We start from the raw sequence: 20,621 nt of genomic DNA, 5'->3' as shown, positions 1-20,621 counted from the left end.
ATCACTTCAATACTCATCATACTTCCGCGCATCGCCTTTCACGACAGCGGCTGGATACTTCTCCCCATTCAGCCGCACCTTCTCCAGCGCCGCCGCCCGCAAATCCACCCCGGTAGCATCAGCCAGCTGCACCAGATACAAAAGCACATCGGCCAGCTCATGCCGAATCCCCTCCAGCTTGCGCTCATCGAGCTCATCAGGCGAACCGGTACGCAGCCATTGAAAATGCTCCACCAGCTCGGCCACCTCGACCGACAAGGCCATGGCCAGATTCTTCGGCGTATGAAACTGTTCCCAATCCCGCTCGGCAGCGAATGCCCGTGTAAGCTCGCGCAGTTCGATCAACGTATCGAGCGAGGGAGAGGGAAGAGAAGAACTCACGCCAATTCCTTCTGCATGAATACCGACAACGGATCCTCCGGATAATCCCCGAATGCCCCGCGATGCCGGTACCCCATGCGTTCATACAAGGCCAGGGCTTCCGGCATGGTCGGCCCCGTTTCCAGCATGAACACGGAGCACCCGCGCGCAGCGGCTGCCTCTTCAAGCGTGGAAATCAGCCGCCGCGCCAAACCCTTCCCACGTGCCGCAGGCCGCACATACATCCGCTTGATCTCGCCATATTCCGGGGTCACCACGACAGCCGCGCAGCCCAGCGCCGAGCCAGAGGAAGGATCGCGCGCCACGGCAAACACCACGTTCGGCGCGAGTAAAGAAGCAATGTCCAGCGCATACACATTCTCGGGCGGATACAGCGAATACAGGTAATCATCCAGTTCGGCGATCAGCGCGTGCACGTCCGGCTGATCCGGGGTTTCAAAGGTGACTTGCATGGATTAATTCGACGGTGTTTTGAGGGAAACGGTGATGTTATCATTCCCGCGCCGCCCGATCGGTGGTCGACTGGGCGCACGACATCTCACAAGGATAATGATGAAACCGCTTCTATCAAAAGCTGTCGCCTTGACGTTCGGCTCGACCCTTCTTGGTTCCTCCCTACTGCTGGCCGCGCCTGCCGTGCTGGCAGCGAGCGCGCCGCGCGCAGAAAAAGAATGGCTGTCGCAAGCCGACGCCGAAGCGCGTTCCGCACGCGTCTCGAACGTCGCCTACCAGCTCGACTTCACGCTCACGGGCAAGGAAACCTTCGCCAACACGACCACGGTGAATTTCGATCTCAAGGATGCCTCGGCACCGCTGACGGTCGACCTGAACAAGGCTACCGTCAAATCGCTGACCGTCAACGGCAAGACCGTCACGCCGCAATACAATAACTGGTTTCTCACCATCGCCGCGGCGGACCTGAAGCAGGGCCGCAATACCGTCGTCGTCAGCTTCGAGCGCCTGCACAGCACGAATGGCGAGGGCCTGCACCGCATGGTCGACCCCGTCGATGGCCGCGTCTATACCTATTCGCACTTCGAACCCGCTGCCGCGCAGCAGATGTTCGCGCTGTTCGACCAGCCGGACCTGAAGGCCACCTACCAGGTCAACGTCATCGCGCCGGCGGATTGGGTGGTCGTGTCCACCACGCGCGAATCGAAAGTGGAGGAGGCGCAAGGCGGCAAGCGCTGGACGTTCCCCGTGTCGAAGAAGCTGTCGCCGTATAACTTCTCACTGCATGCCGGCCCATATAAGATCTGGGAAGACAACGGCGCCAAGTATCCGATGCGCCTGTTCGCGCGCCAGTCCGTGGCCGCGCAGGTCGATCCGAAAGACTGGTTCACGTTCACGAAGCAGGGCCTGGCCTTCTTCGACGATTACTTCGGCATCCCGTACCAGTTCGAAAAATACGACCAGCTGCTCGTGCCGGATTTCCTGTACGGGGCCATGGAAAACGCCGGCGCGATCACGTTCGCCGAGGGCCGCTTCCTCCACAAGGACAAGATGACGACGGACCAGCGCCACTCGCTGGCCTCGGTCATCATGCACGAGATGGCGCACCAGTGGTTCGGCGATCTCGTCACCATGAAATGGTGGAACGGCCTGTGGCTGAACGAAAGCTTCGCATCGTTCATGGGCACGCTGGGCACCGCGGAATCCACCGAATTCAAGAACGCCTGGCAGTATTTTTACGCGCAGGGCAAGACGGCCGCCTACCGGCAGGACCAGTCGCTCGGCACGCACCCGATCGAGGTGCCGGTGGCCACCACGGCGAATGCGTTCGACAACATCGATGCGATTACCTACTCGAAGGGCGCATCCACGCTCAAGCAGCTGCGTCATTTGCTGGGCGAGGAAACGTTCCGCCGGGGCGTGCACAACTACCTCGTCAAGTACCAGTTCCAGAACGCCAAGCTCGATGACTTCATCGGCAGCCTGGGCGAAGCGGCCGGCCGCGACCTGTCGCAGTGGACGCAGGATTGGCTGTACCAGCCCGGCGTGAACACGGTCACCGCGAACTACACCTGCAAGGGCGGCAAGATCGATGCCTTCAGCCTGGCGCAGACCGCGCCGGCCGAGCACCCGGTGCTGCGCGAACAGCGCGTGCAGGTGGCACTATTCCGCAGCAAGGGCAAGGCGCTGGACCTGGACCGCAAGCTGGCCGTCACCTACAAGGGCGCCAGCACGCCAGTGCCGGAGCTGCGGGGGGCGGCGTGCCCGGATCTCGTCTATCCGAACTACGAAGACTGGGGCTATGCCAAGGTGAAGCTGGATGCGCGTTCGTTCGGCACGGCGCGCACGAGCGTCAGCAAGGTGGATGAGCCACTGCTGCGCGGCATGCTGTGGCAAAGCATGTGGGATGGCGTGCGCGATGGCGAACTGCCGCTCAACGACTTCATGCAAACGGCGCTGAACAACGCACCGCGCGAGAGCGACTACGCGCTGCTCGGCAATGTGCTCGGCAATGTGCGCGCGGGCGTTGGCTACCTGCAGAAGATGGCACCCGATGTCGCTTACACGGGCAAGACGGTGCAGGCGCTGGAGAAGATGGCGTGGCAGGGCATCGCCGATGGCAAGGACGAGAACTTCCGCCGTCGCTGGCTCGGCGCCTACGTGGAATTCGCCGGCAGCAAGCATGCACTGGACCGCCTTGCCGGCCTGCTGCAGAACCGCGGCGTGCCGAAGGGCGTGACGATCAACCAGGACGTGCGCTGGGCCATCGTCCAGCAACTCTCCGAGCGGGACTACCCGGGCGCGGACAAGCTGCTGGCTGCCGAGGCGGCGCGCGACAAGTCCGATTCCGGCCAGGCTGCCGCGCTGGCCGCGCAGGTGGCGCGGCCCGATCCGGGCGTAAAGGCCCAATGGCTGGCGAAGATCGCCGACCTGCGCACCGACCTGCCGTTCTCGCGCATCCGCACGGTGATGGAAAACCTGTACCCGGCCGCGCAAACCACGCTCAGCGAGCAAAGCGCCGCCCAGCGGCTCACGCAGTTGCCGGAGCTGGACAAGGCCGCAGGCCCCGTCTACATGCGCAGCTTCGGAGCCACGATGATCCCGGCCACGTGCACGCCGCAAAGCGTGCAACGGCTGGGTGAGGCGGCCACGCAGTACAAGGACCTGGCCGCCGGCACCCGCCGCGCGCTGCTGGAAACGCAGCAGGAAGATGCACGCTGCGTGGCCATCCGCAAGGCCATGACGGTGCCGCTCGGTTAAGGCGGCATGCATCAAAGAACGCCGGCGCAAGCCGGCGTTTTTACTGGCGAGGCTGCTTTGTGCCACGCAAAGTCAAGAACTATAAATTTGCAAGTTACTGCCCCAGGCGATTGACGCCGCTTCGCGTGCGGCGATATATTTTTTGGGTTCACATACGCCTGTCATTTTCCGGTGTCACCATTTCATCAGTGGCATGCACAAGCGATTCCACACACGGTATTCGCCACCACTTCCACCCGCCTGTTGCATCCCTTCCACCACCGGCGGGTATTACAGCTGCAAACCATGAACAAGCGCCCACTGGCAGCGGAAGGGATCATCCGAAAAGGGGAAGGCAATGAACATTTACCAGGCAATCTGGAATGCGGACCAGACCGGCAACGGCATCAAACCCCTGCTGGCCACGTCCGACGCGGCAGGGCACGAAGAACACGGCTTCATCCGCGTCCTGACCAAGACCGAAACGCTGCGCGACCCGAACATCCTGTTCGACCTGTCGCTCCCGCAGCACAAACGCACCACGTATGACCTGGCCCAGGCGCTGTTCGACAACTATGCGCTGGATGAGCAGCACGCCGAGGCCGAAACACCCGAGGAGCGCGAAGAGATCCACGACCTGCTCGACGCGGTGGTCGACAGCGCGCCAATGCTGGTGGCCCGCCAGTACCTGGAGGAAGCCACGGGCACTTCCATCAGCAGCGCCCGCTGGTATGCGACCTTGCTGGAGATGTGGTTCCGTACGTTCCGCGGCGGCGGCGATCCGGCACTGTCGGGCTTCGAGCACGTGTTCGTCGGCGAGCAGCAGGGGCCGAAGGTGCAGGGCTACCACTTCTGGTACAAGTACTACCTCGACGATGGCATGGTGCAGCGCGAGGGCAACCGGGCCGCGTTCCCGGGGCTGGACGACGACCGCATCGTCTACCTGCGCGGCCAGTACAAGGATGGCCAGGAGCGGTTCGCGGAATCCGTCACGATCTCGTATAAATGGATGGCGCCGGACTACGATGCGAAGGTGCTGCGTCCGCTGACGAAGCCCACCGGCGGCTTCTTCGTCGGCTGCAGCGTGGAGGGCCTGATGGCGCTCGGCACGGTGCGCGCCCATCTCGGTGCCCGTGCGCCGAAGGAGGCCGTCATCAATGGCGCGCGCTACGAACTGAAGGTATTCCGCAGCGAGAACAACCAGCACATCCGCACCTTCTATCCCGTCTACCTGGGCCCCGCGTCGGACGTGACGCCGCCGGATGTCCCCGTGCCCGATCCGATTGAGCCCGGCAAGCTGCGCATCCTCGCCGCGCTGGTCAATCCACAGGGCGACGATCCCGGCGGCGAGCGCGTGATGCTGGCCAACGGCGGCGCGCAGGATGTGTCGCTGGCCGGCTTCGTGCTGCGCGATGCGAACCGCAAACGCCTTGCGGTCCCCGATGAATTCGGCACCGTGCCCGCCCGTGGCGCCGTCACGGTGAACCTGCCGCGCGGGTCGATGCAGCTGTCGAACAAGGGGGCGAGATCACGCTGCTGACACCCGATGGCAAGGTGGCGCACCGGGTCAGTTATTCGAAAGCGCAGGCAAGGCGGGAAGGGGAGGTGATTTACTTCTAGGCAAGAGTCGGCAGGGCTCCGGGGCGCGCTACAATGCCGCCTTCACTGGAGCCCCTCATGACCTACGAAGAATACCTGGACGAAGTCACCACGCTGATTTTCGAAAAGTACGATATACCCGAGAACGATGCCGTCAAGATCGTGATGGCCGCGCAGGACAAGGAATTCTTTGTACCGCACGACAAAAGCGCCAAGCTGCGCAATGTCGACCAGGCGCACAAGGATGCCAAGACGCTGTTCGAAGCCGCCAGCACCAAGCCCGCGGCGAAAGGGGCTGCAAAACCCGCGGCCAAGCCTGCAGCAAAGAGCCCGGCCAAGCCCGTGGCCAGGCTCGCCGCCAAGGGGCCGGCGAAGCCCCAGGAGTAAGGCAGTACGAAACGCGGTTAGCCGGCGGCGGCCCGCCAGCCGGCCAGGCCGTTGATCGCGTCTTCCTTCGACTTCGCCTCGATCTCGATCCACGGCGCGCGCGCATACGCGGAGGGCATCGTGGTGATCAGGTCCGAATGCTGCCGGTCGTTGAACGACGCGCGGCCGTTCGAGATATGCACCAGCTGGTGCTCCGGCACGGCCCACGTGGTGCGCGCCTTGTCCAGCATCTCGCCCACGCTGGGGTGCTCGTAGCTGTCGAGCTTTTCATGCACGATGTGGTGGTGGGCGTCGAACACCATCGGCACGCCGGTGCGCAGGCAGATGTCATGGATCTCGCTGGCGCTGTATGCATATTCGTCGTTTTCCAGGCCCAGGCGGCAGCGGATCGTGTCCGGCAGGCGGGCGATGTTCGCCACCAGCGTATCGTCGCGGTCGGCCTTGCCGCCGTGGATTTCCAGCAGCGCCCATGGCGTGCGCGGCTGCCCCAGCAAGTCCATGATGTCCGCATGCATCTGCAGGATCTTGATGCTGTTCTCCACCACGCTGGCCGAATCGGAACTGAGCACCACGAACTGGTCGGGGTGCATCACGAGCCGGATGCCCCGTTCCAGGGCCCGTGCACCCGTGCGCGCCAGCGTTGCCGCGAACGGCGCCAGTACTTCGCGGCCGATGTCCTCGTCCGAAAACGGGAACAGCGAGGAAGGCATGCGGTACAGCCGGATGTTCTCCTGCTCGCAGTAGCGCAGCGCGTTGTCCAGGACCTGGATATTGCTGCGGTACAGGTCGTCGAGCAGCTTGCGCTGGCCATCGGAGGACTGTTCCAGCAGCCGCTTGCGCGTGACGATGCGATAGCGTACGGCATTCGAGACGGTGATGCAGACGAGGCCCAGATGTGGAGGCATGGCCGGGAATGGGAAGTGGACGGAAGTCCCGGATTCTAGCCCGGCCGCCGCGCCGCACGGCGCCCCGCAGCATGTAACGCGCGAGAAACGTGCGATAAACCCGTGACAATCCATGGTCAAATGCCTGTCCTGTGCAAACTGGAGGATTTCATCATGGCAGACGACTTCAAGGCGGGCGACAAGGTGCAGTGGCAATCATCGCAAGGCACCGTGCATGGAACGATCAAGAAAAAACTCACTGCGCCCACCGACATCAAGGGCCACCATGTCGCAGCGTCGAAGGAAAACCCGGAGTATCTCGTTGTCAGCGACAAAACCGGCGCCGAGGCGGCGCATAAAGGCAGCGCGCTGAAAAAAGCCTGAAAATTGTGGGTGAAGCGGCCGATTTTTGCGACCAGGTGGGCGGTTCTTGTGTAAGGTGATGCCTATCGACCACGACGCACACAACGGAACATGGCCACCGAGGCGCTGCTCTACAAAAACCGCGCACTGCTGCTGACGCAGAGCTTCTTCATCAAGGACAACAAGGCAGAGTTGCTGCTGCACGCGCACAAATACGACTTCGACATTGCTTTCTTCAGCGAAGTCAGCGCGTTCGCGCAGGCCGTCGAGGCCAGCGGCGACAACAACCTGTTCGTGATCGATCTCGATGCGCTGCACAATATGCAGGCCGATATGCAGTCCTCCCGCAAGACGCTGCTGCTGAGCGAATTGCTGGCGCGGCTGCCGGGTGGCCACAGCTATGTGTACCTGCAGTCGGCGCGCCAGGGCGGCCGCTTCCTGCTGCAGCAGCGCCTGGTGGACAGCGATTGCCTGGCCTATGCGGAAAAGCCGATCGCCAACGACGTGCTGGTCGACAAGCTCTTCAACCTGTTCGTGCAAAAGAAGCGTGGCGACGTGGTGCGCCTCATGTTCCTGGGCGACGCCACGCACGTCGACGAGGCGGCGCTGCAGGAGCAGCGCGTCGAGCTGATCCGCTATGACGACGTCAATACGCTGCACCTGCGCGTCAAGGAGCTGCAGCCGGACATGGTGATGATCGGCGAAGCGGAATACGAACGCACCGAGGCGATCGTGCGTGTACTGAAAAAGAACATCGAGGCCGACCCGGTGCGCGAGATCATGATGCTGCAGCGGCGCATCGACGTCGACCTGACCCGCAATGCGCTGGCCAGCGGCTTCGACGGCATTATCCCGCTGATCAGCCGCGAACTGCTCACGGCGCAGCTGGTCAACCGCGCCAACAAGATCCGCGTCAGCAAGGACCTGATCGGCAAGGACCGCGCAACCGGTTTGTTGAACAAGGTGGGCTTGCAAAAGAAAACGCAGGAACTGATCTGCAACGCCGGCCGCGAAGGGCGGCCGCTGGCGCTGGGTGTCGTCGACATCGACAAGTTCAAGACCATCAACGACACGTGGGGCCACTACTTCGGCGACATCGTCATCAAGCGACTGTCGCTCACACTATCGTCGCACGTCGGCGAGCACGACTTGCTGAGCCGCTTCGGCGGCGAGGAATTCGTTGTCGTGTTCTGGGACTGTTCGCTCGAAGAGGGCGCGCGCAAGCTCGATGCGATGCGCCAGGCGTTCGGCGCGATCCCGTTCGAGGTCACGCCCGGCACGGTGCGCCACTTCTCGTTCAGTGGTGGCGTGGCGGCCTACCCGGAATACAAGACGGGCAACGAGCTGTTCCTGCGTGCCGATGCCATGCTCTACGAAGCAAAGCAGGCCGGGCGCAACCAGATCCGTATCGCGCCCGCCCGGTAAGCGTCAGCCTTCCACGAAGATCGCCCGGAAATCGTTGACGTTGGTGAGCGTGGGGCCGCACACCACCGCATCGTCCAGCGCGCCGAAAAAGCCGTGACCATCGTTGTTGGCCAGGCTGTCGCGCGGGCGGATGCCCAAGCGGCGCGCGCGCTCCAGCGTGGCGGGGCCGGCATAGGCGCCGGCGATTTCCTCCTGCCCGTCCACGCCGTCGGTATCGCAGGACATGGCATGCACGCCTTCGAGCCCGTTCAGGGCCAGCGCGAGCGACAGCAGGAATTCCACGTTGCGCCCACCGCGCCCGGTACCGCGCACCGTGACCGTGGTTTCACCGCCGGACAGCAGGATGCACGGCGGCGCAAACGGCTGGCCGCGCGACGCCACCTGCCGCGTGATCCCCGCCAGCACGATGCCCACCTCGCGCGCCTCGCCCTCGATGCCATCACCCAGGATGTGCGCCGGCACGCCCGCTTCGGCGGCCACCGCGGCGGCGGCTTCCAGTGCCATCTGCGGCGTGGCGATAAAACGGATTTCATTACCCGCAAGGCGCGGGTCGCCCGGCTTCACGGATTCGCCACGGCCGCTTTCCAGCACGGCGCGCACGTGGGCCGGCACGTCGATGCCGTGGCGCCGCAGCACGGCCAGCGCATCCTCGCAGGTGGTTGCATCGGCGCAGGTGGGGCCGCTGGCGATATCGACCGGATCGTCGCCCGGCACGTCTGAAATGAGCAGCGTGAGCACGCGCGCCGGGTGGCACGCCGCCGCCAGCCGGCCACCCTTGATGCCTGAGAGGTGGCGCCGCACGCAGTTCATCTCGCTGATCGTGGCGCCGCTGGCCAGCAGCGCGCTGTTCAGGCGCTGCTTGTCGGCCAGTGTGAGCCCTTCGGCCGGCAGCGGCAGCAGCGCCGAGCCACCGCCCGAAATCAGGCAGATCACCAGGTCGTCGGCGGTCAGATCGGCCACGAAGTCCAGCATGCGCTGCGCGGCGGCAAGCCCCGCCTCATCCGGCACCGGGTGCGCCGCTTCCACGATCTCGATGCGCTCGCACGGCACGGCATAGCCGTAACGCGTGACGACCAGGCCGGTGAGCTCGCCCTGCCAGTGCCGCTCCAGCACGCGCGCCATTTCGGCGGATGCCTTGCCCGCGCCGATCACCAGCGTGCGCCCGCGGGGTGGCGGGGGCAGGTGCGGCGGCAGGCAAAGGGCCGGCTGCGCCGCCGCCACCGCCGCATCGAACATCGCGCGCAGCAAGGCGCGAGGTTCGAGACCTTGTGTCAGGGGCTGCCCGGTCATTGCGGTACCGTGTCGCCGATCTGGAAATTGGCCATCGTTTCCAGCGCGCGCACCAGCGCCGAATGATCCCAGGCCTTGCCGCCGTGGGCGGCACAGGCGCTGAACAGCTGTTGCGCCGTGGCGGTGTTCGGCAGCGAAAGACCCAGCTGGCGAGCGCTGGCCAGCGCCAGGTTCAGGTCCTTCTGGTGCAGCTCGATGCGGAAGCCCGGATCGAAGGTGCGCTTGACCATCCGGTCACCATGCACTTCCAGCACGCGGGAAGCGGCGAAGCCGCCCATCAGCGCCTCGCGCACCTTGCCGGCATCGGCGCCCATGCGGGCCGCGAACAGCAGCGCCTCGCCAACCGCCTCGATGTTCAGCGCCACGATGATCTGGTTGGCTACCTTGGTCGTCTGGCCATCGCCATTGCCGCCCACCAGCGTAATGTTCTTGCCCATCAGTTCGAACAGCGGCTTGACCCTGGAAAATGCCTCGGGCGTGCCGCCTACCATGATCGTCAGGCTGCCTGCGCGGGCACCCACTTCGCCGCCCGATACCGGCGCATCGAGGTAGTCGCAGCCGAGGGCATTGATGCGGGCCGCGAACTGCTTTGTTTCGATCGGCGAGATCGAGCTCATGTCGACCACTACCTTGCCGGCCGACAGGCCCTGTGCCACGCCGCCTTCGTCGAACAGCACGGCGGCCACGTGCGGCGTATCGGGCACCATTACGATCACGATCTCGGCCTGCTCGGCCACTTCGCGGCCCGAACCGCGCGCTTGCGCGCCCGCTTCCAGCAGTTCGGCCGGGATCGGCTTCACGTCGTGCACGAACAGTTCATGGCCGCCGCGCAGCAGGTGGCCCGCCATTGGCGTGCCCATGATTCCCAGGCCAATGAATCCGATTTTGCTCATGATGCTTTCCTTCGTTGAAAATTGATTGGTCAAAGTTGCTAGGTCAAGGTTGATGGATCAAAATTGATTGATCAGGCGGCGTTCCTGAATTTGGCAGCCAGCTGCTCGGCACCGCGTGCCAGCAGGCCCGTATCGCTGCCGACGGCGATGAAGTCCACGCCTTGCTCGATCCATCGGCGCGCCAGCTTCTCGTCGGATGCCAGGATGCCGGCCGGCACGCCGGTGGCGCGGATGCGGGCCAGCGCGTCGTCGATCGCGGCCACCACGTCGGGATGGCCGATCTGGCCGATATGGCCCATGCTGGCGGCCAGGTCGCCCGGGCCGATGAAGATGCCATCGACACCCTCCACCGCGGCGATGGCTTCGATGTTGGCGAGGGCAGTGGGCGTTTCCACCTGCAGCAGCACGCACAATTGCGCTTCGCAGGCGTGCGGGTAATCCTTGATGCGGCCGAAGTCCGAGGCGCGTGCCGCGGCGGCATAGCCGCGCACGCCCAGCGGCGGATAACGCGTGGCCGCCACGGCATTGCGCGCTTCATCCGCGTTTTCCACGAACGGGATCAGCAGGGTTTGCGCGCCGATGTCGAGCAGCCGCTTGATGACGACGGTGTCGTTCCACGTGGGCCGCACGATCGGGTGCGAGGTACCCCGCGCCACCGCCTGCAACTGCGAATGCACCATCGGCAATTCGTTGGGCGAATGCTCGGTGTCGATCAGCAGCCAGTCGAAGCCGGCGTTGGCCAGCACCTCGACGGTCACATGGCTCGACAGGCCGGACCACAGCCCCAGTTGCATCTGGCGATTGCGCAGCGCCTGCTTGAACGGGTTGACAGGGACATTCATGTTCATCTCCATTAAATGTGGTATGACATCATACAACTACCGTATTGGCTGGTCGTTGTGTAAAGTCATCTATAAGACATAAGATACTTAATAAACAAGGGCTAACGAAAAGTCGCGTGGCATGCGGTAGTGCGGAAATGCAATATCAATCATACGATACCATGCATTTGTACGACGTCGTACAACTTATTTTATCGATAATTTGATCTCGCTCAATAACGGGCTGCGATTTTTGTGTGCTTTTTCCACCTTAAGATCCGCTTCACCAAACCGCCGCAGAGTGGGCACTTTCGGCATAATCGCGACGCCTCCTACTTTCCTGCCCATCATGCGCATCCTGCTGGTCGAAGACGATACTTCCCTTGGCGACACCATCCAGGCGTGGCTGCGCATGGACCAGCACGCGGTCGACTGGGTGCAGCGCGGCGATTCGGCGCAAACTGCGCTGATGACGCACCGCTACGATTGCGTGCTGCTCGACCGCGGCCTGCCCGGCCTGACCGGCGATGCGTTGCTGGCGAGCCTGCGCACGGCAGGCAACCGCATGCCGGTGATCCTGATCACCGCCTTCAACGCGCTGGCGGACCGGGTGGAAGGGCTGGACCTGGGAGCCGACGATTACCTCGTCAAGCCGTTCGAGCTCGAAGAGATGTCGGCGCGTATCCGGGCCGCCGTGCGCCGCGGCGCCGACCAGGTCAGCAACACGCTGGTCCACGGCGACATCGCCCTGAACCTCGAAAGCCGGCAGGCCACATTGGCCGGGCAGCCGGTCGCGCTCACGGCGCGCGAATACCACGTGCTGTATGCGCTGCTGCTGCGCAAGAACAGCATCGTCACCCGCGCGCAGATCGAGGAAACGCTGTATGGCTGGGGCGACGAAGTGGAGAGCAATGCGATCGAGGTCTACATCTACAACCTGCGCAAGAAGCTGGGCAGCGACAGCATCGTGACCGTGCGGGGCCTCGGCTACCGCCTGAAGAACGATGGCAGCTGAAGCCACGCAACCATGGTCACTGCGCCGGCGCCTGCTGGCGGCGATCGTTGCGGCCAGCACCGTGCTGTGGCTGGCCAGCCTGGGCATCGTCACCGTGATCGCCTGGCAGGAAACCAATGACGTGTTCGACGACGCGCTGGAGGAATCCGGCTACATGCTGATGGCCGCCACCACCGACTGGGACGAGCGCGGTCTGCTGGCGCCGGCGCGGCCCGGCAGTGCGCAGGACCGCAAGGTGGACATGCAATATCAGGTCATCGTTGCCGGCCGCGTGATCCAGCGCACCGGCGGCGCGCCGGCACAGCCGTTCGTGGCCGGCTTCGACGACGACGACGGCTTTGCCGACGTGGCGCTGGAAGAACGCCGCTGGCGCGTCTTCGTGGTGCGCGACACGGCCCGCAATGTCGAGGTGCAGGTCGGCCAGAAGCATTCCAAGCGCTACGACATCCTGGAAGAACTGGCTGACCATTTGTGGCTGCCCGTACTGGGGTTCCTCGCTTTACTGGCGCTCGTGTGCTGGCTGCTCACGGGCCGCGTGCTGCAACCGTTGCGGCGCACCGCGTCGGCCATCGCCGCCAAGACGCCGGACGACCTGGCGCAAGTGCCGCTTGCCGGCCAGCCACGCGAGTTGCTGCCCATCGTACAGGCACTGAATGGCGTGCTGGCGCGGCTGGATGCGGCACTGCAGGCCGAGCGGCGCTTTACCGCCGATGCCGCGCATGAACTGCGCACGCCGCTGGCCGGCCTGCACATGCACGTGCAACTGCTGCAGCGCCAGCACCCCGACCTGGCCGGCCCGTTTCGCAAGCTGCGCGACGATATCGGCCGCGTGACGGCGCTGGTGGACAGCCTGCTCGCGCTGGCCCGCATGGACCCGCTGTCGCGCGAACAGCTGGTGCGCGAGCCCGTGGCGCTGGCGCCGCTGCTGGAGCGGGTGCGCGCCACGCATGCGCAAGAAGCGCAACGGCGCAATATCGCGCTCACCGTGCGCTGCGAGCTGGAGGCGCTGGAGGCGAATCCGCAAATGATCGAGATCGCGCTGCGCAACCTGGTCGACAACGCGCTGCGCTATTGCCCGGACGGCAGCCGGATCGAAGTCGATGCCTCCCGTACCGGCGGGCATGCGCGCATTTCCGTGCGCGACGATGGCCCGGGCGTCGATGAAGCCAGCCGCCAGCGCCTGTCGGAACGCTTCTTCCGCGTACTGGGCCAGGGGCAGGGCGGCAGCGGGCTGGGGCTGTCGATCGTGCGGCGGATCGCCGAGCTGCATGGCGGTTCGCTGGCATTCGGTCCGGGGCTGGATGGGCGGGGCCTGGGTGCGACGTTGGATTTGCCGGCATCTTAAGATTCGGTTCATGTCCGCCCGGTGTAATGCGTCCATGCCCGCCGAGAACGGCGGCTCCATCAACCAATCGGAGGATCCACCATGAAACGCTTCATCCAACTGTCCTGCATGACCGCCGTACTCGCAGCTTCGGCTGTCGCCGTTGCCCAGACGGGCGGCTATTCCGGCCCGTCCGCCGCCGCGGCACCTGCCGCCACCGCCAAGGCTGCGCCGGGTGGCTACACCGGCCCATCGAGCGTGCCGCTGATGACGGCGAAGGACTTGCTCGCCAACGGCAAGGACGACCAGAAAGTGCGCCTGAAAGGCAAGCTGCTGAGCCACAAGGGCGACGAGGAATACGAGTTCGCCGACGCCAGCGGCAAGATCATCGTGGAAATCGACGACAAGCGCTTCCCGGCCGGCGTGAAGGTCGACCACACCACCGAGGTGGAACTGTACGGCGAGTTCGACAAGGACCTGATCGGCGAATCGAAGCTCGACGTCGACCAGCTGAAAGTCGTCGGCAAATAAGCGTCGGCAAATAAGCGGCCATGCCCCTGCCCGGCACGGGCAGGAGCGCCGACCCGGTATCATTCCAGGAAAGGCCGCACCGGTGCGGCCACGCTACCGGAGATATCCATGGTGATCGTCACCCACAACGGCAAATTCCACGCGGACGACGCGTGGGCCACCGCCGTCCTCTTTGTCCTGTTCCCGGATTCGGAACTGATCCGCACGCGCGACCCGGCCGTCATCGAGGCGGCCGACTTCGCGGTCGATGTCGGCGGCATCTGGCACCCGGCCACGGGGCGCTTCGATCACCACCAGAAAGGTTTCGACGGGGCCCGGCAAAGCGGCGTGCCCTACGCGAGTGCGGGCCTGGTGTGGCGCGAATATGGCGCCCGTTGCGTAAGCGCGCTGGCAAGTACCCATATGGGGCATCGCCTGCCGGACAATACCGCGCGCGAGATCGCTTATGCGATCGATGCCGACATCGTGCAATACCTCGACCTCTCCGATGTCGGCGCGGCGAAGAACGCGCCGGGCGGCTACGGGCTCTCGGCGGTGATCTCCGGCTTCAATCCGAACTGGCTCGACGAGCAAAGGCTGGGCTACGACGGCGCGGCGGATGACTACCGGCTGGAACAGTTCCGGCGCGCGATGGCCCTGCTGACCGATATCCTCGTCAACGCCGTCAAGTACCGCGTCGGCGCCTTGCTTGCGCTGGACCAGGTGCGTGATTCGGAAGTGCTGGAAAACGGCCGGCTGCTCTTCCTGCGCAACAGCGCGCTGCCCTGGACCCAGGTGGTGCGCAAGGAAATGCCGAAGGTGCTGTTCGTCCTCAGCCACAGCATCGCCGAGAACCGCTACATGCTGCACACCGTGCCGGTCAGCCCGGAAAACTTCACGGCGAGGGCCGACCTGCCGGCGCCGTGGGCGGGTCTGCGCGATGCCGAGCTGGCGGCCGTCACGGGCGTGCCCGATGCCACGTTCTGCCACAACGGCCGCTTCATCGCCGCCGCCAGGTCGTTCGAAGGCGCGCATGCGATGGCGCTGCTGGCACTGGAAGCGGTCGATAGCGGCGACCGATAGGGCTTTGGCCCGGCCGCTGGAACACCACATCGAAAGTCGCCGAATTTGTTCTATTGCCGATAAATAAAGCGGGGTAGCATTCTTCACCGCCGCGCATCCGCCGGCGAAGTTCACATGGAGGAACGATCCCGATGCGATCTCGCGCGATCCCGCTGGCCGCGGCATGCCTGGCAATTCTTTCGTCCACCGCAGCCCATGCCGCGCAACCGGCGGCCCTGGTGCAAGTTACTGGCGGCGAGATCGCCGGTTCGCAAGCCGGCGCGATGCGCTCGTGGCTGGGTATTCCTTTCGCGGCACCTCCCGTCGGCAATCTGCGCTGGCGCGCCCCGCAACCTGTCGTGCCATGGCAGGGCACCCGGCAAACGCGCAGCTTTTCCGCCGCCTGCGCCCAGGCCGCGGCGTGGATCACGCACCCGAAAAGCGAAGATTGCCTGTACCTGAACGTGTGGGCGCCCGACCGCGCGGAAAAGCTGCCGGTCCTTGTCTGGCTGCATGGCGGCGGGTTCTACGGCGGCACGGCCGCGCAGCCCCTGTATGACGGCGGCAACCTGGCGAAACACGGCGCCGTCGTCGTCACGGTCAATTACCGGCTCGGCATCCTCGGCTTCTTCGCGCATCCTGAACTGACGGCGGAATCGCCGGCCCGCGCATCCGGCAACCAGGGCATCCTCGACCAGGTCGCCGCGCTGCGCTGGGTAAAGGACAATATCGCCGCCTTCGGTGGCGACCCTGGACGCGTGACGATCATGGGTGAATCGGCGGGCGGCGAATCGGTCGCGATCCTCGTTGCATCGCCACTGGCAAACGGGCTGTTCCAGCGCGCCATTGCCCAGAGCGGCAACGACGGCCTGCCGATGGAGGCGGGCGAAAACCACCGCTTCGACAACCTTGCCGCCGCCGAGGCCAAGGGCGCGGCGTTCGCCATGGCCGCCGGCGCGAACAGCCTGGCCGGCCTGCGCGCGATGAGCGCCGAAGCGTTGCTGAAGCCGGCCTGGCTTCCGCGCACGTTCGTCGACGGCCACCTGCTGCGAGAAGACCTCACGACGACCTACCGCGCACAGCGCCAGAACGACGTGCCGCTGCTGGTCGGCTGGAACGCCGAGGAGGGCAAGGATCTGGCACCGGAAATCCTCGGCACGGACAAGTTCACCGCCGCCAGTCATCGCGAGCTGGTGACGAAGCTACTGGGCCACGCCCCGCCGGCCGCCGTGCTGGCCGCCTATCCCGGCACCACCGATGCGCAGGCCCGGGCATCGATCGACCGGCTGACCAACGACTGGTGGGGCTGGCGCATGGTGCACTGGGCGGGGCTGCAGGCGAAGCACGGCCGCTCGCCTTCGTATGCGTACTTCTTCGCCCACCGCCCCGCGGAGCCGGCAACGCCCTGCGGTTATGGCTGCGGGGCAGGGCACGGCGCGGAAATCCAGTACGTGTTCGACAATCTGCATCTCGATGCGCGTGCGTGGACGGCGGCCGACCGGCAACTGGCGACGCGGCTGGCCAGGACGTGGGTGGCGTTTGCCCGGATAGGCAAGCCGGAGGGGGATGGTTTGCCGGCGTGGCCGGCGTTCGATGGTGGCAACGAAACGATATTGCGCATTGGCGGTAGTGGAAACGTGGCCCTGCCGGACTTTTCGCTTTTTTCGCGGCGCGAACCCTGATCCTGGGGTTGGGCGGCATCGATGGATTGTCGGTCAGCCTGCCGAGGCAACTGCCGACAAGAATTCCCGCACCCTGTTTTCAGTGCTTTTCCGTCGCCGGCCGGCCGGCACGGCGGCAGCGCTCCGAGCAGTACTTGACCTGGTCCCAGTCGCGTTCCCATTTCTTGCGCCAGCTGAAGGGAAGCTGGCAGTGGGCACACAGCTTGGATGGCAACTCGGATTTCTTGCGCATCTTCATGGCCGCACGCCTACCAGGGCAGTTCCGCGCCGTTGTACGACCGGAAGGAGCCGCTGTCGGCTGGCGTCAGCGTGTCGAGGACCTGCAGCATGTCGGTGGCGGCGTCCCGTGGCTGTCGCCCGATGGTCTCGCCGCGAAACGGTTGTGACAGGCGCGAATTGACGGTGCCCGGGTGCAGTGCCACCAGCACGCTGTTTTTCTGGTTGCGGGCGACTTCGATGGCCGCTGTCCTGACGAGCATGTTGAGGGCAGCCTTGGAAGCGCGATAGCTGTACCAGCCGCCCAGCCGGTTGTCGCCGATGCTGCCCACCTTCGCCGACAGCATGGCCATGATGGCGCGCTCGCTCGCCAGCAGCGGCACGAAATGGCGCAGCACCAGCGCGGGGCCGAAGGTATTTGCCTGGAACGTCGCCTGCATCTGCTGGTAACTCAGGTCGGCCAGCCGCTTCTCCGGCATGAATGCTTCGGTGTGCAGCAGGCCTGCCGCATTGATGACCAGGTGGTAGCGCCGGCCGCCGGCACCGAGGATGCGCGCCGCCTCGGCGATGCTGTGTTCGTCGGCGAAATCGATGGGCGGCGCCGAGTGGCGGTGCAGGCCATCTACAGACGCGCAGCGTAGCGAATCCCTGAGCAGGTCGGCGAATGCCGTGCCGATCGTGCCCGAGGCACCGATGACCAGGGCATTGAATTGGTCGGGAAGGCTGTTCATCATGATGTCGTGCTCCGTCGTCGGCAGACATTGAAGGGCGCCATGAGTCGCTGCGCCAGGCCGCCGTTTCCGCGCGCATCACCGGGCAGTCTACACACCAGGCACGACTATTCCTGTTCCGCAAACAAACGCCACCCGAGGGTGGCATTTCCTATGGCGCTGTTCGTTCAAGCCTGGAGAACTCCAATGAGGCTACCCATGCGAAACCCCGCCCACCTTAGGACCACCAACCAAAGTTTCGAGGCCTCTTCGGTACCCCTACAAGCCGTCGCTGTCCTCGAAATAATCAGAGTCGATGCGCTTGACCAGGTACGTCGTCACAACAGAAACGCCCACATCGAAGTCGATCATTAGACTTGCAAGCTGCTGCCCATCGATGAGCACGACTTTGGTGTCGATCCTAGACGCATACTCGGTCGCTTCTGATGTGTACGATGAGGTCGTAATGAATACTCCCTTTCGCGCACGTTGGCCTTGAAGGGCGCCGACGAATTTTTGGATTTCAGGTCGGCCGACGGTGCCCTGCCAGCGCTTAGCTTGTAGGTAGATAGTGTCCAGTCCAAGGAGATCTTCTTTGATAATCCCATCAATTCCGCCATCGCCACTTTTGCCGATACGTTCGCCAGCATCTTTGCGAGAGCCCCCGTAGCCCATCTTTACCAGCAACTCGACAACCAAATGTTCGAAGAAGGCCGGTGAACATAGGAGGACGCGGCTAAGGATATCTTGCGCCAAGCTTGCACGAATACTTTGGTTTGCCAGCTCGAGAGCTTCCTCTGGGGTCTGCTGCGAAGGCGGCGCTATTGACTCTGCAACCGTGCTCTCTTTATTAAGTTTTGCCGCATCGCGAAATTCAACAAACTCGGGGAAACGGTCGAGAAATTTGACGTCAATTTTCTGCGGATTTTCTTCGAGAATTTGTCGGCCACGTTTCGTGATTTTGAGGACGCCACGTCGGGGTGACTCAAGTAGCCCGGCTTTCTTTAGGTACGAATTTGCCCAACCGATCCGGTTATTGATCACCGCTTGTTGCCCACTAGCCAAAAGGTGGCCTCGCTCATCTTGCGTAAGCTGAAATTCGACCGACAGTTTTTCGACTGCTTCGCGGGTGGTATGGTCGGCTCCGTCTGATGCGAGCCGAAGTAAGGGCAGCATTAAAGTTTGATAGTCAGGGATGGGCATGTCTGTCTTGCTCAGTTCCGGATGGTTTGTTGTCGGCACAACTATAACCCAGTTGCCACGCTTTCGGGCTATACTTCAGCAGGTGATGAACGACAGACCAGTCACATGCAAAGTTATTTTCTTGAGCGGTCATAGATTCCATATTGTTGATGGTTATACGATTGAAAATACAAAAAAGCGACATGCCTGATATGGCTGAGGGTGATGTCGTAGTATCCCTCGCATAGAATATGCCATGATATCTCTTTGTCGTATTTTCGATTTTAAAGAATTAAAAGCATTTACATCGGAAGCGCCCATCGGGGAATCCTAAAAATCTTACACTGCCAATGATTATCATAATTAACTTCGTTTGTCATGGTAGCGAATAAGTAATCATGATAAACGGGCTAACGATAAGCTCTAAAAACTAATCGACGATTTTTCGTCAATCAATTAAAATAAGATAGTAAAATGCTATTTTGAGATCTACATTGGTGGAGATAGCGATGCAACGGCTTTACGAGATCGGCTTTCAACGAGCAGGACGGTGGTCACTGAAAGGTGACGAGCTTTTTCTTCAGCTCGAGAATTTGGCAGATCGCCAAAACGTCCTGTATGCGTTCGTCACTGGTAACACCCTCAAATATGTGGGTAAGACTACTCAGACCCTTCAGCGTCGGATGTTCGGCTACCAGAAGCCTAATGTAGATCAGCGCACGAACTGGCGGAATCGCATCGCAATCGTTGACCTTCTTAAGCGAGGTCAGCCTGTAGAGATTCTTGCCCTAGCCGACGCCGGGCTACTTCGCTATGGGAGCTTTTATCTCAACCTTGCGGCAGGACTGGAAGACAGCATTATCCAAACCCTCAAGCCCGAGTGGAATGGAGGCCGCACGAGTGCAGCGATCGAGGCTCCGACGGAGGCGAGTCCCCCCGATACAAGCGGGAAGGCCAAGCTTGAGGCGCAAGTACATGAGGTAGCCCAGCAGCTTGCCGAGCTGAATCCGCCAAGGCAGGATACTTTTGTAGTGACCAGCACGGAAGCCAACCCAGCAGCACAGGCAATTCAGACTACACCAGAGCCGACGGTTCACCTGCTGACGCCTGTAGCGGAGACTCGTCCGCACAAGAACACGGCAAACCCTGAATCGAAGACCCTGGAAGCTGCTCCCTACTTCGTTCTAACCCTACAGAACACCTATCACCGGACCGGCTTCTTCAACGTCCCGCTCAACTTCGACAGGTACTTCGGCCCTGACACAGCGAACATTACGATCTATTGTGGACGAGAGAAGCTTGCTGTTACGGCTCACATCAACCGCACAGCCAACACGAACGGCACTCCACGAATCATGGGCGCTATCCCTCTACGTCAATGGTTCCAAAAGCGAAGGCCGATGAGTCATGTGAAGGTATCAATTCTTGGACCGACAACAATCCATATCAATGACGCCTAGTTCCATTTGAAGATATGCAACGACTTGAGCGATCTAGGCTCCGTGGCATCAACGCTTGCTTGAGGGCCGAGCTGCCCCTGTCGGGTCGTGCCTTGAGCGAACGTGTCGGGTTGTTCTTGCCCGACCATTCACAGGTCGGTTTTGCGGTGATATTCATGTATAGGATTTCTTTTTGTACGCCCAAATGTAAAAAGCCCGGGCCGTAGAGGCGTCGGGCTTTGGCTG

Annotated in this window: 20 protein-coding genes; 11 read left to right on the top strand and 9 right to left on the bottom strand. The window is 63.0% G+C overall.

The window, feature by feature from the left end:
* Positions 1-6: 6 nt before the first annotated feature.
* Both EWM63_RS09755 and EWM63_RS09750 read right to left on the bottom strand, forming a co-directional pair.
* Positions 7-381, bottom strand: coding sequence for a nucleotide pyrophosphohydrolase (locus EWM63_RS09755; RefSeq protein WP_130186343.1), 375 nt, complete (start codon positions 379-381; stop codon positions 7-9).
* A complete protein-coding gene (locus tag EWM63_RS09750; protein WP_130186342.1) occupies positions 378-833 on the bottom strand; it encodes a GNAT family N-acetyltransferase in 456 nt (151 codons plus the stop codon). Before EWM63_RS09750 ends, EWM63_RS09755 begins: the two co-directional genes overlap by 4 nt.
* Positions 834-930: 97 nt before the next feature.
* Between EWM63_RS09750 and pepN the strand changes: the two genes are divergently transcribed.
* The 3 genes from pepN (at position 931) to EWM63_RS32025 (ending at position 5,559) form a co-directional block, all read left to right on the top strand.
* Entirely contained in the window at positions 931-3,594 is a 2,664-nt protein-coding gene (gene pepN / locus EWM63_RS09745; protein WP_130186341.1) for an aminopeptidase N, read from the top strand.
* A gap of 337 nt (positions 3,595-3,931) precedes the next feature.
* Positions 3,932-5,113: a hypothetical protein gene (locus tag EWM63_RS09740; RefSeq protein WP_130186340.1), complete on the top strand. Its 1,182-nt coding sequence runs from the start codon at positions 3,932-3,934 to the stop codon at positions 5,111-5,113.
* 137 nt (positions 5,114-5,250) lie between these two features.
* On the top strand, positions 5,251-5,559 hold the full coding sequence (locus tag EWM63_RS32025; protein ID WP_207221387.1) for a hypothetical protein: 309 nt from the start codon (positions 5,251-5,253) through the stop codon (positions 5,557-5,559).
* Positions 5,560-5,576: 17 nt separating this feature from the next.
* Here the strand turns inward: EWM63_RS32025 and uvsE are convergent, their stop codons facing one another.
* A complete protein-coding gene (gene uvsE / locus EWM63_RS09730) occupies positions 5,577-6,464 on the bottom strand; it encodes a UV DNA damage repair endonuclease UvsE (protein ID WP_130186339.1) in 888 nt (295 codons plus the stop codon).
* Between the two features lie 153 nt (positions 6,465-6,617).
* On the opposite strand from uvsE, the gene EWM63_RS09725 reads away from it, so the two are divergent.
* Both EWM63_RS09725 and EWM63_RS09720 read left to right on the top strand, forming a co-directional pair.
* The gene (locus EWM63_RS09725; RefSeq protein WP_130186338.1) at positions 6,618-6,827 is read left to right on the top strand and encodes a hypervirulence associated TUDOR domain-containing protein; all 210 of its coding nucleotides are present in this window, start codon (positions 6,618-6,620) and stop codon (positions 6,825-6,827) included.
* Positions 6,828-6,917: 90 nt separating this feature from the next.
* Positions 6,918-8,231 carry a GGDEF domain-containing protein gene (locus tag EWM63_RS09720; protein WP_130186337.1) on the top strand — a complete coding sequence of 438 codons (1,314 nt, stop codon included), beginning with the start codon at positions 6,918-6,920 and terminating at the stop codon, positions 8,229-8,231.
* Positions 8,232-8,234: 3 nt separating this feature from the next.
* Here EWM63_RS09720 and EWM63_RS09715 read toward each other — a convergent pair whose 3' ends face one another.
* From EWM63_RS09715 to EWM63_RS09705, 3 genes are all read right to left on the bottom strand, one after another.
* Positions 8,235-9,521 carry a glycerate kinase type-2 family protein gene (locus tag EWM63_RS09715; protein ID WP_130186336.1) on the bottom strand — a complete coding sequence of 429 codons (1,287 nt, stop codon included), beginning with the start codon at positions 9,519-9,521 and terminating at the stop codon, positions 8,235-8,237.
* A complete protein-coding gene (glxR, locus tag EWM63_RS09710) occupies positions 9,518-10,414 on the bottom strand; it encodes a 2-hydroxy-3-oxopropionate reductase (RefSeq protein ID WP_130186335.1) in 897 nt (298 codons plus the stop codon). The genes EWM63_RS09715 and glxR overlap by 4 nt, the downstream gene beginning before the upstream one ends.
* A 71-nt stretch (positions 10,415-10,485) precedes the next feature.
* Complete coding sequence (locus tag EWM63_RS09705) at positions 10,486-11,256, bottom strand: aldolase/citrate lyase family protein (RefSeq protein ID WP_130186334.1); 771 nt, start codon at positions 11,254-11,256, stop codon at positions 10,486-10,488.
* A gap of 328 nt (positions 11,257-11,584) precedes the next feature.
* Between EWM63_RS09705 and EWM63_RS09700 the strand changes: the two genes are divergently transcribed.
* The 5 genes from EWM63_RS09700 to EWM63_RS09680 all read left to right on the top strand — a co-directional run bounded on the left by EWM63_RS09700 (position 11,585) and on the right by EWM63_RS09680 (position 16,828).
* Positions 11,585-12,250, top strand: a complete 666-nt coding sequence (locus EWM63_RS09700) for a response regulator transcription factor (RefSeq protein WP_130186333.1) — start codon at positions 11,585-11,587, stop codon at positions 12,248-12,250.
* A complete protein-coding gene (locus tag EWM63_RS09695; RefSeq protein WP_130186332.1) occupies positions 12,240-13,595 on the top strand; it encodes an ATP-binding protein in 1,356 nt (451 codons plus the stop codon). The genes EWM63_RS09700 and EWM63_RS09695 overlap by 11 nt, the downstream gene beginning before the upstream one ends.
* A gap of 81 nt (positions 13,596-13,676) precedes the next feature.
* Complete coding sequence (locus EWM63_RS09690; RefSeq protein ID WP_130186331.1) at positions 13,677-14,105, top strand: YgiW/YdeI family stress tolerance OB fold protein; 429 nt, start codon at positions 13,677-13,679, stop codon at positions 14,103-14,105.
* Between the two features lie 108 nt (positions 14,106-14,213).
* Complete coding sequence (locus EWM63_RS09685) at positions 14,214-15,167, top strand: MYG1 family protein (protein WP_130186330.1); 954 nt, start codon at positions 14,214-14,216, stop codon at positions 15,165-15,167.
* Positions 15,168-15,298: 131 nt separating this feature from the next.
* Positions 15,299-16,828: a carboxylesterase/lipase family protein gene (locus tag EWM63_RS09680; RefSeq protein WP_130186329.1), complete on the top strand. Its 1,530-nt coding sequence runs from the start codon at positions 15,299-15,301 to the stop codon at positions 16,826-16,828.
* A gap of 79 nt (positions 16,829-16,907) precedes the next feature.
* Here the strand turns inward: EWM63_RS09680 and EWM63_RS09675 are convergent, their stop codons facing one another.
* From EWM63_RS09675 to EWM63_RS09665, 3 genes are all read right to left on the bottom strand, one after another.
* The gene (locus EWM63_RS09675; protein WP_130186328.1) at positions 16,908-17,066 is read right to left on the bottom strand and encodes a DUF2256 domain-containing protein; all 159 of its coding nucleotides are present in this window, start codon (positions 17,064-17,066) and stop codon (positions 16,908-16,910) included.
* A gap of 10 nt (positions 17,067-17,076) precedes the next feature.
* A complete protein-coding gene (locus tag EWM63_RS09670) occupies positions 17,077-17,775 on the bottom strand; it encodes an SDR family oxidoreductase (RefSeq protein ID WP_207221318.1) in 699 nt (232 codons plus the stop codon).
* A 258-nt stretch (positions 17,776-18,033) separates the two neighbouring features.
* On the bottom strand, positions 18,034-18,957 hold the full coding sequence (locus EWM63_RS09665) for a restriction endonuclease (RefSeq protein ID WP_130186326.1): 924 nt from the start codon (positions 18,955-18,957) through the stop codon (positions 18,034-18,036).
* 488 nt (positions 18,958-19,445) lie between these two features.
* On the opposite strand from EWM63_RS09665, the gene EWM63_RS09660 reads away from it, so the two are divergent.
* On the top strand, positions 19,446-20,396 hold the full coding sequence (locus EWM63_RS09660; RefSeq protein WP_130186325.1) for a GIY-YIG nuclease family protein: 951 nt from the start codon (positions 19,446-19,448) through the stop codon (positions 20,394-20,396).
* The last annotated feature ends 225 nt before the right edge of the window (positions 20,397-20,621 follow it).

It is taken from the genome of Pseudoduganella lutea (assembly GCF_004209755.1).
Taxonomy (GTDB): domain Bacteria; phylum Pseudomonadota; class Gammaproteobacteria; order Burkholderiales; family Burkholderiaceae_D; genus Rugamonas; species Rugamonas lutea.
This window is presented reverse-complemented; position numbering and strand designations above follow the sequence as displayed.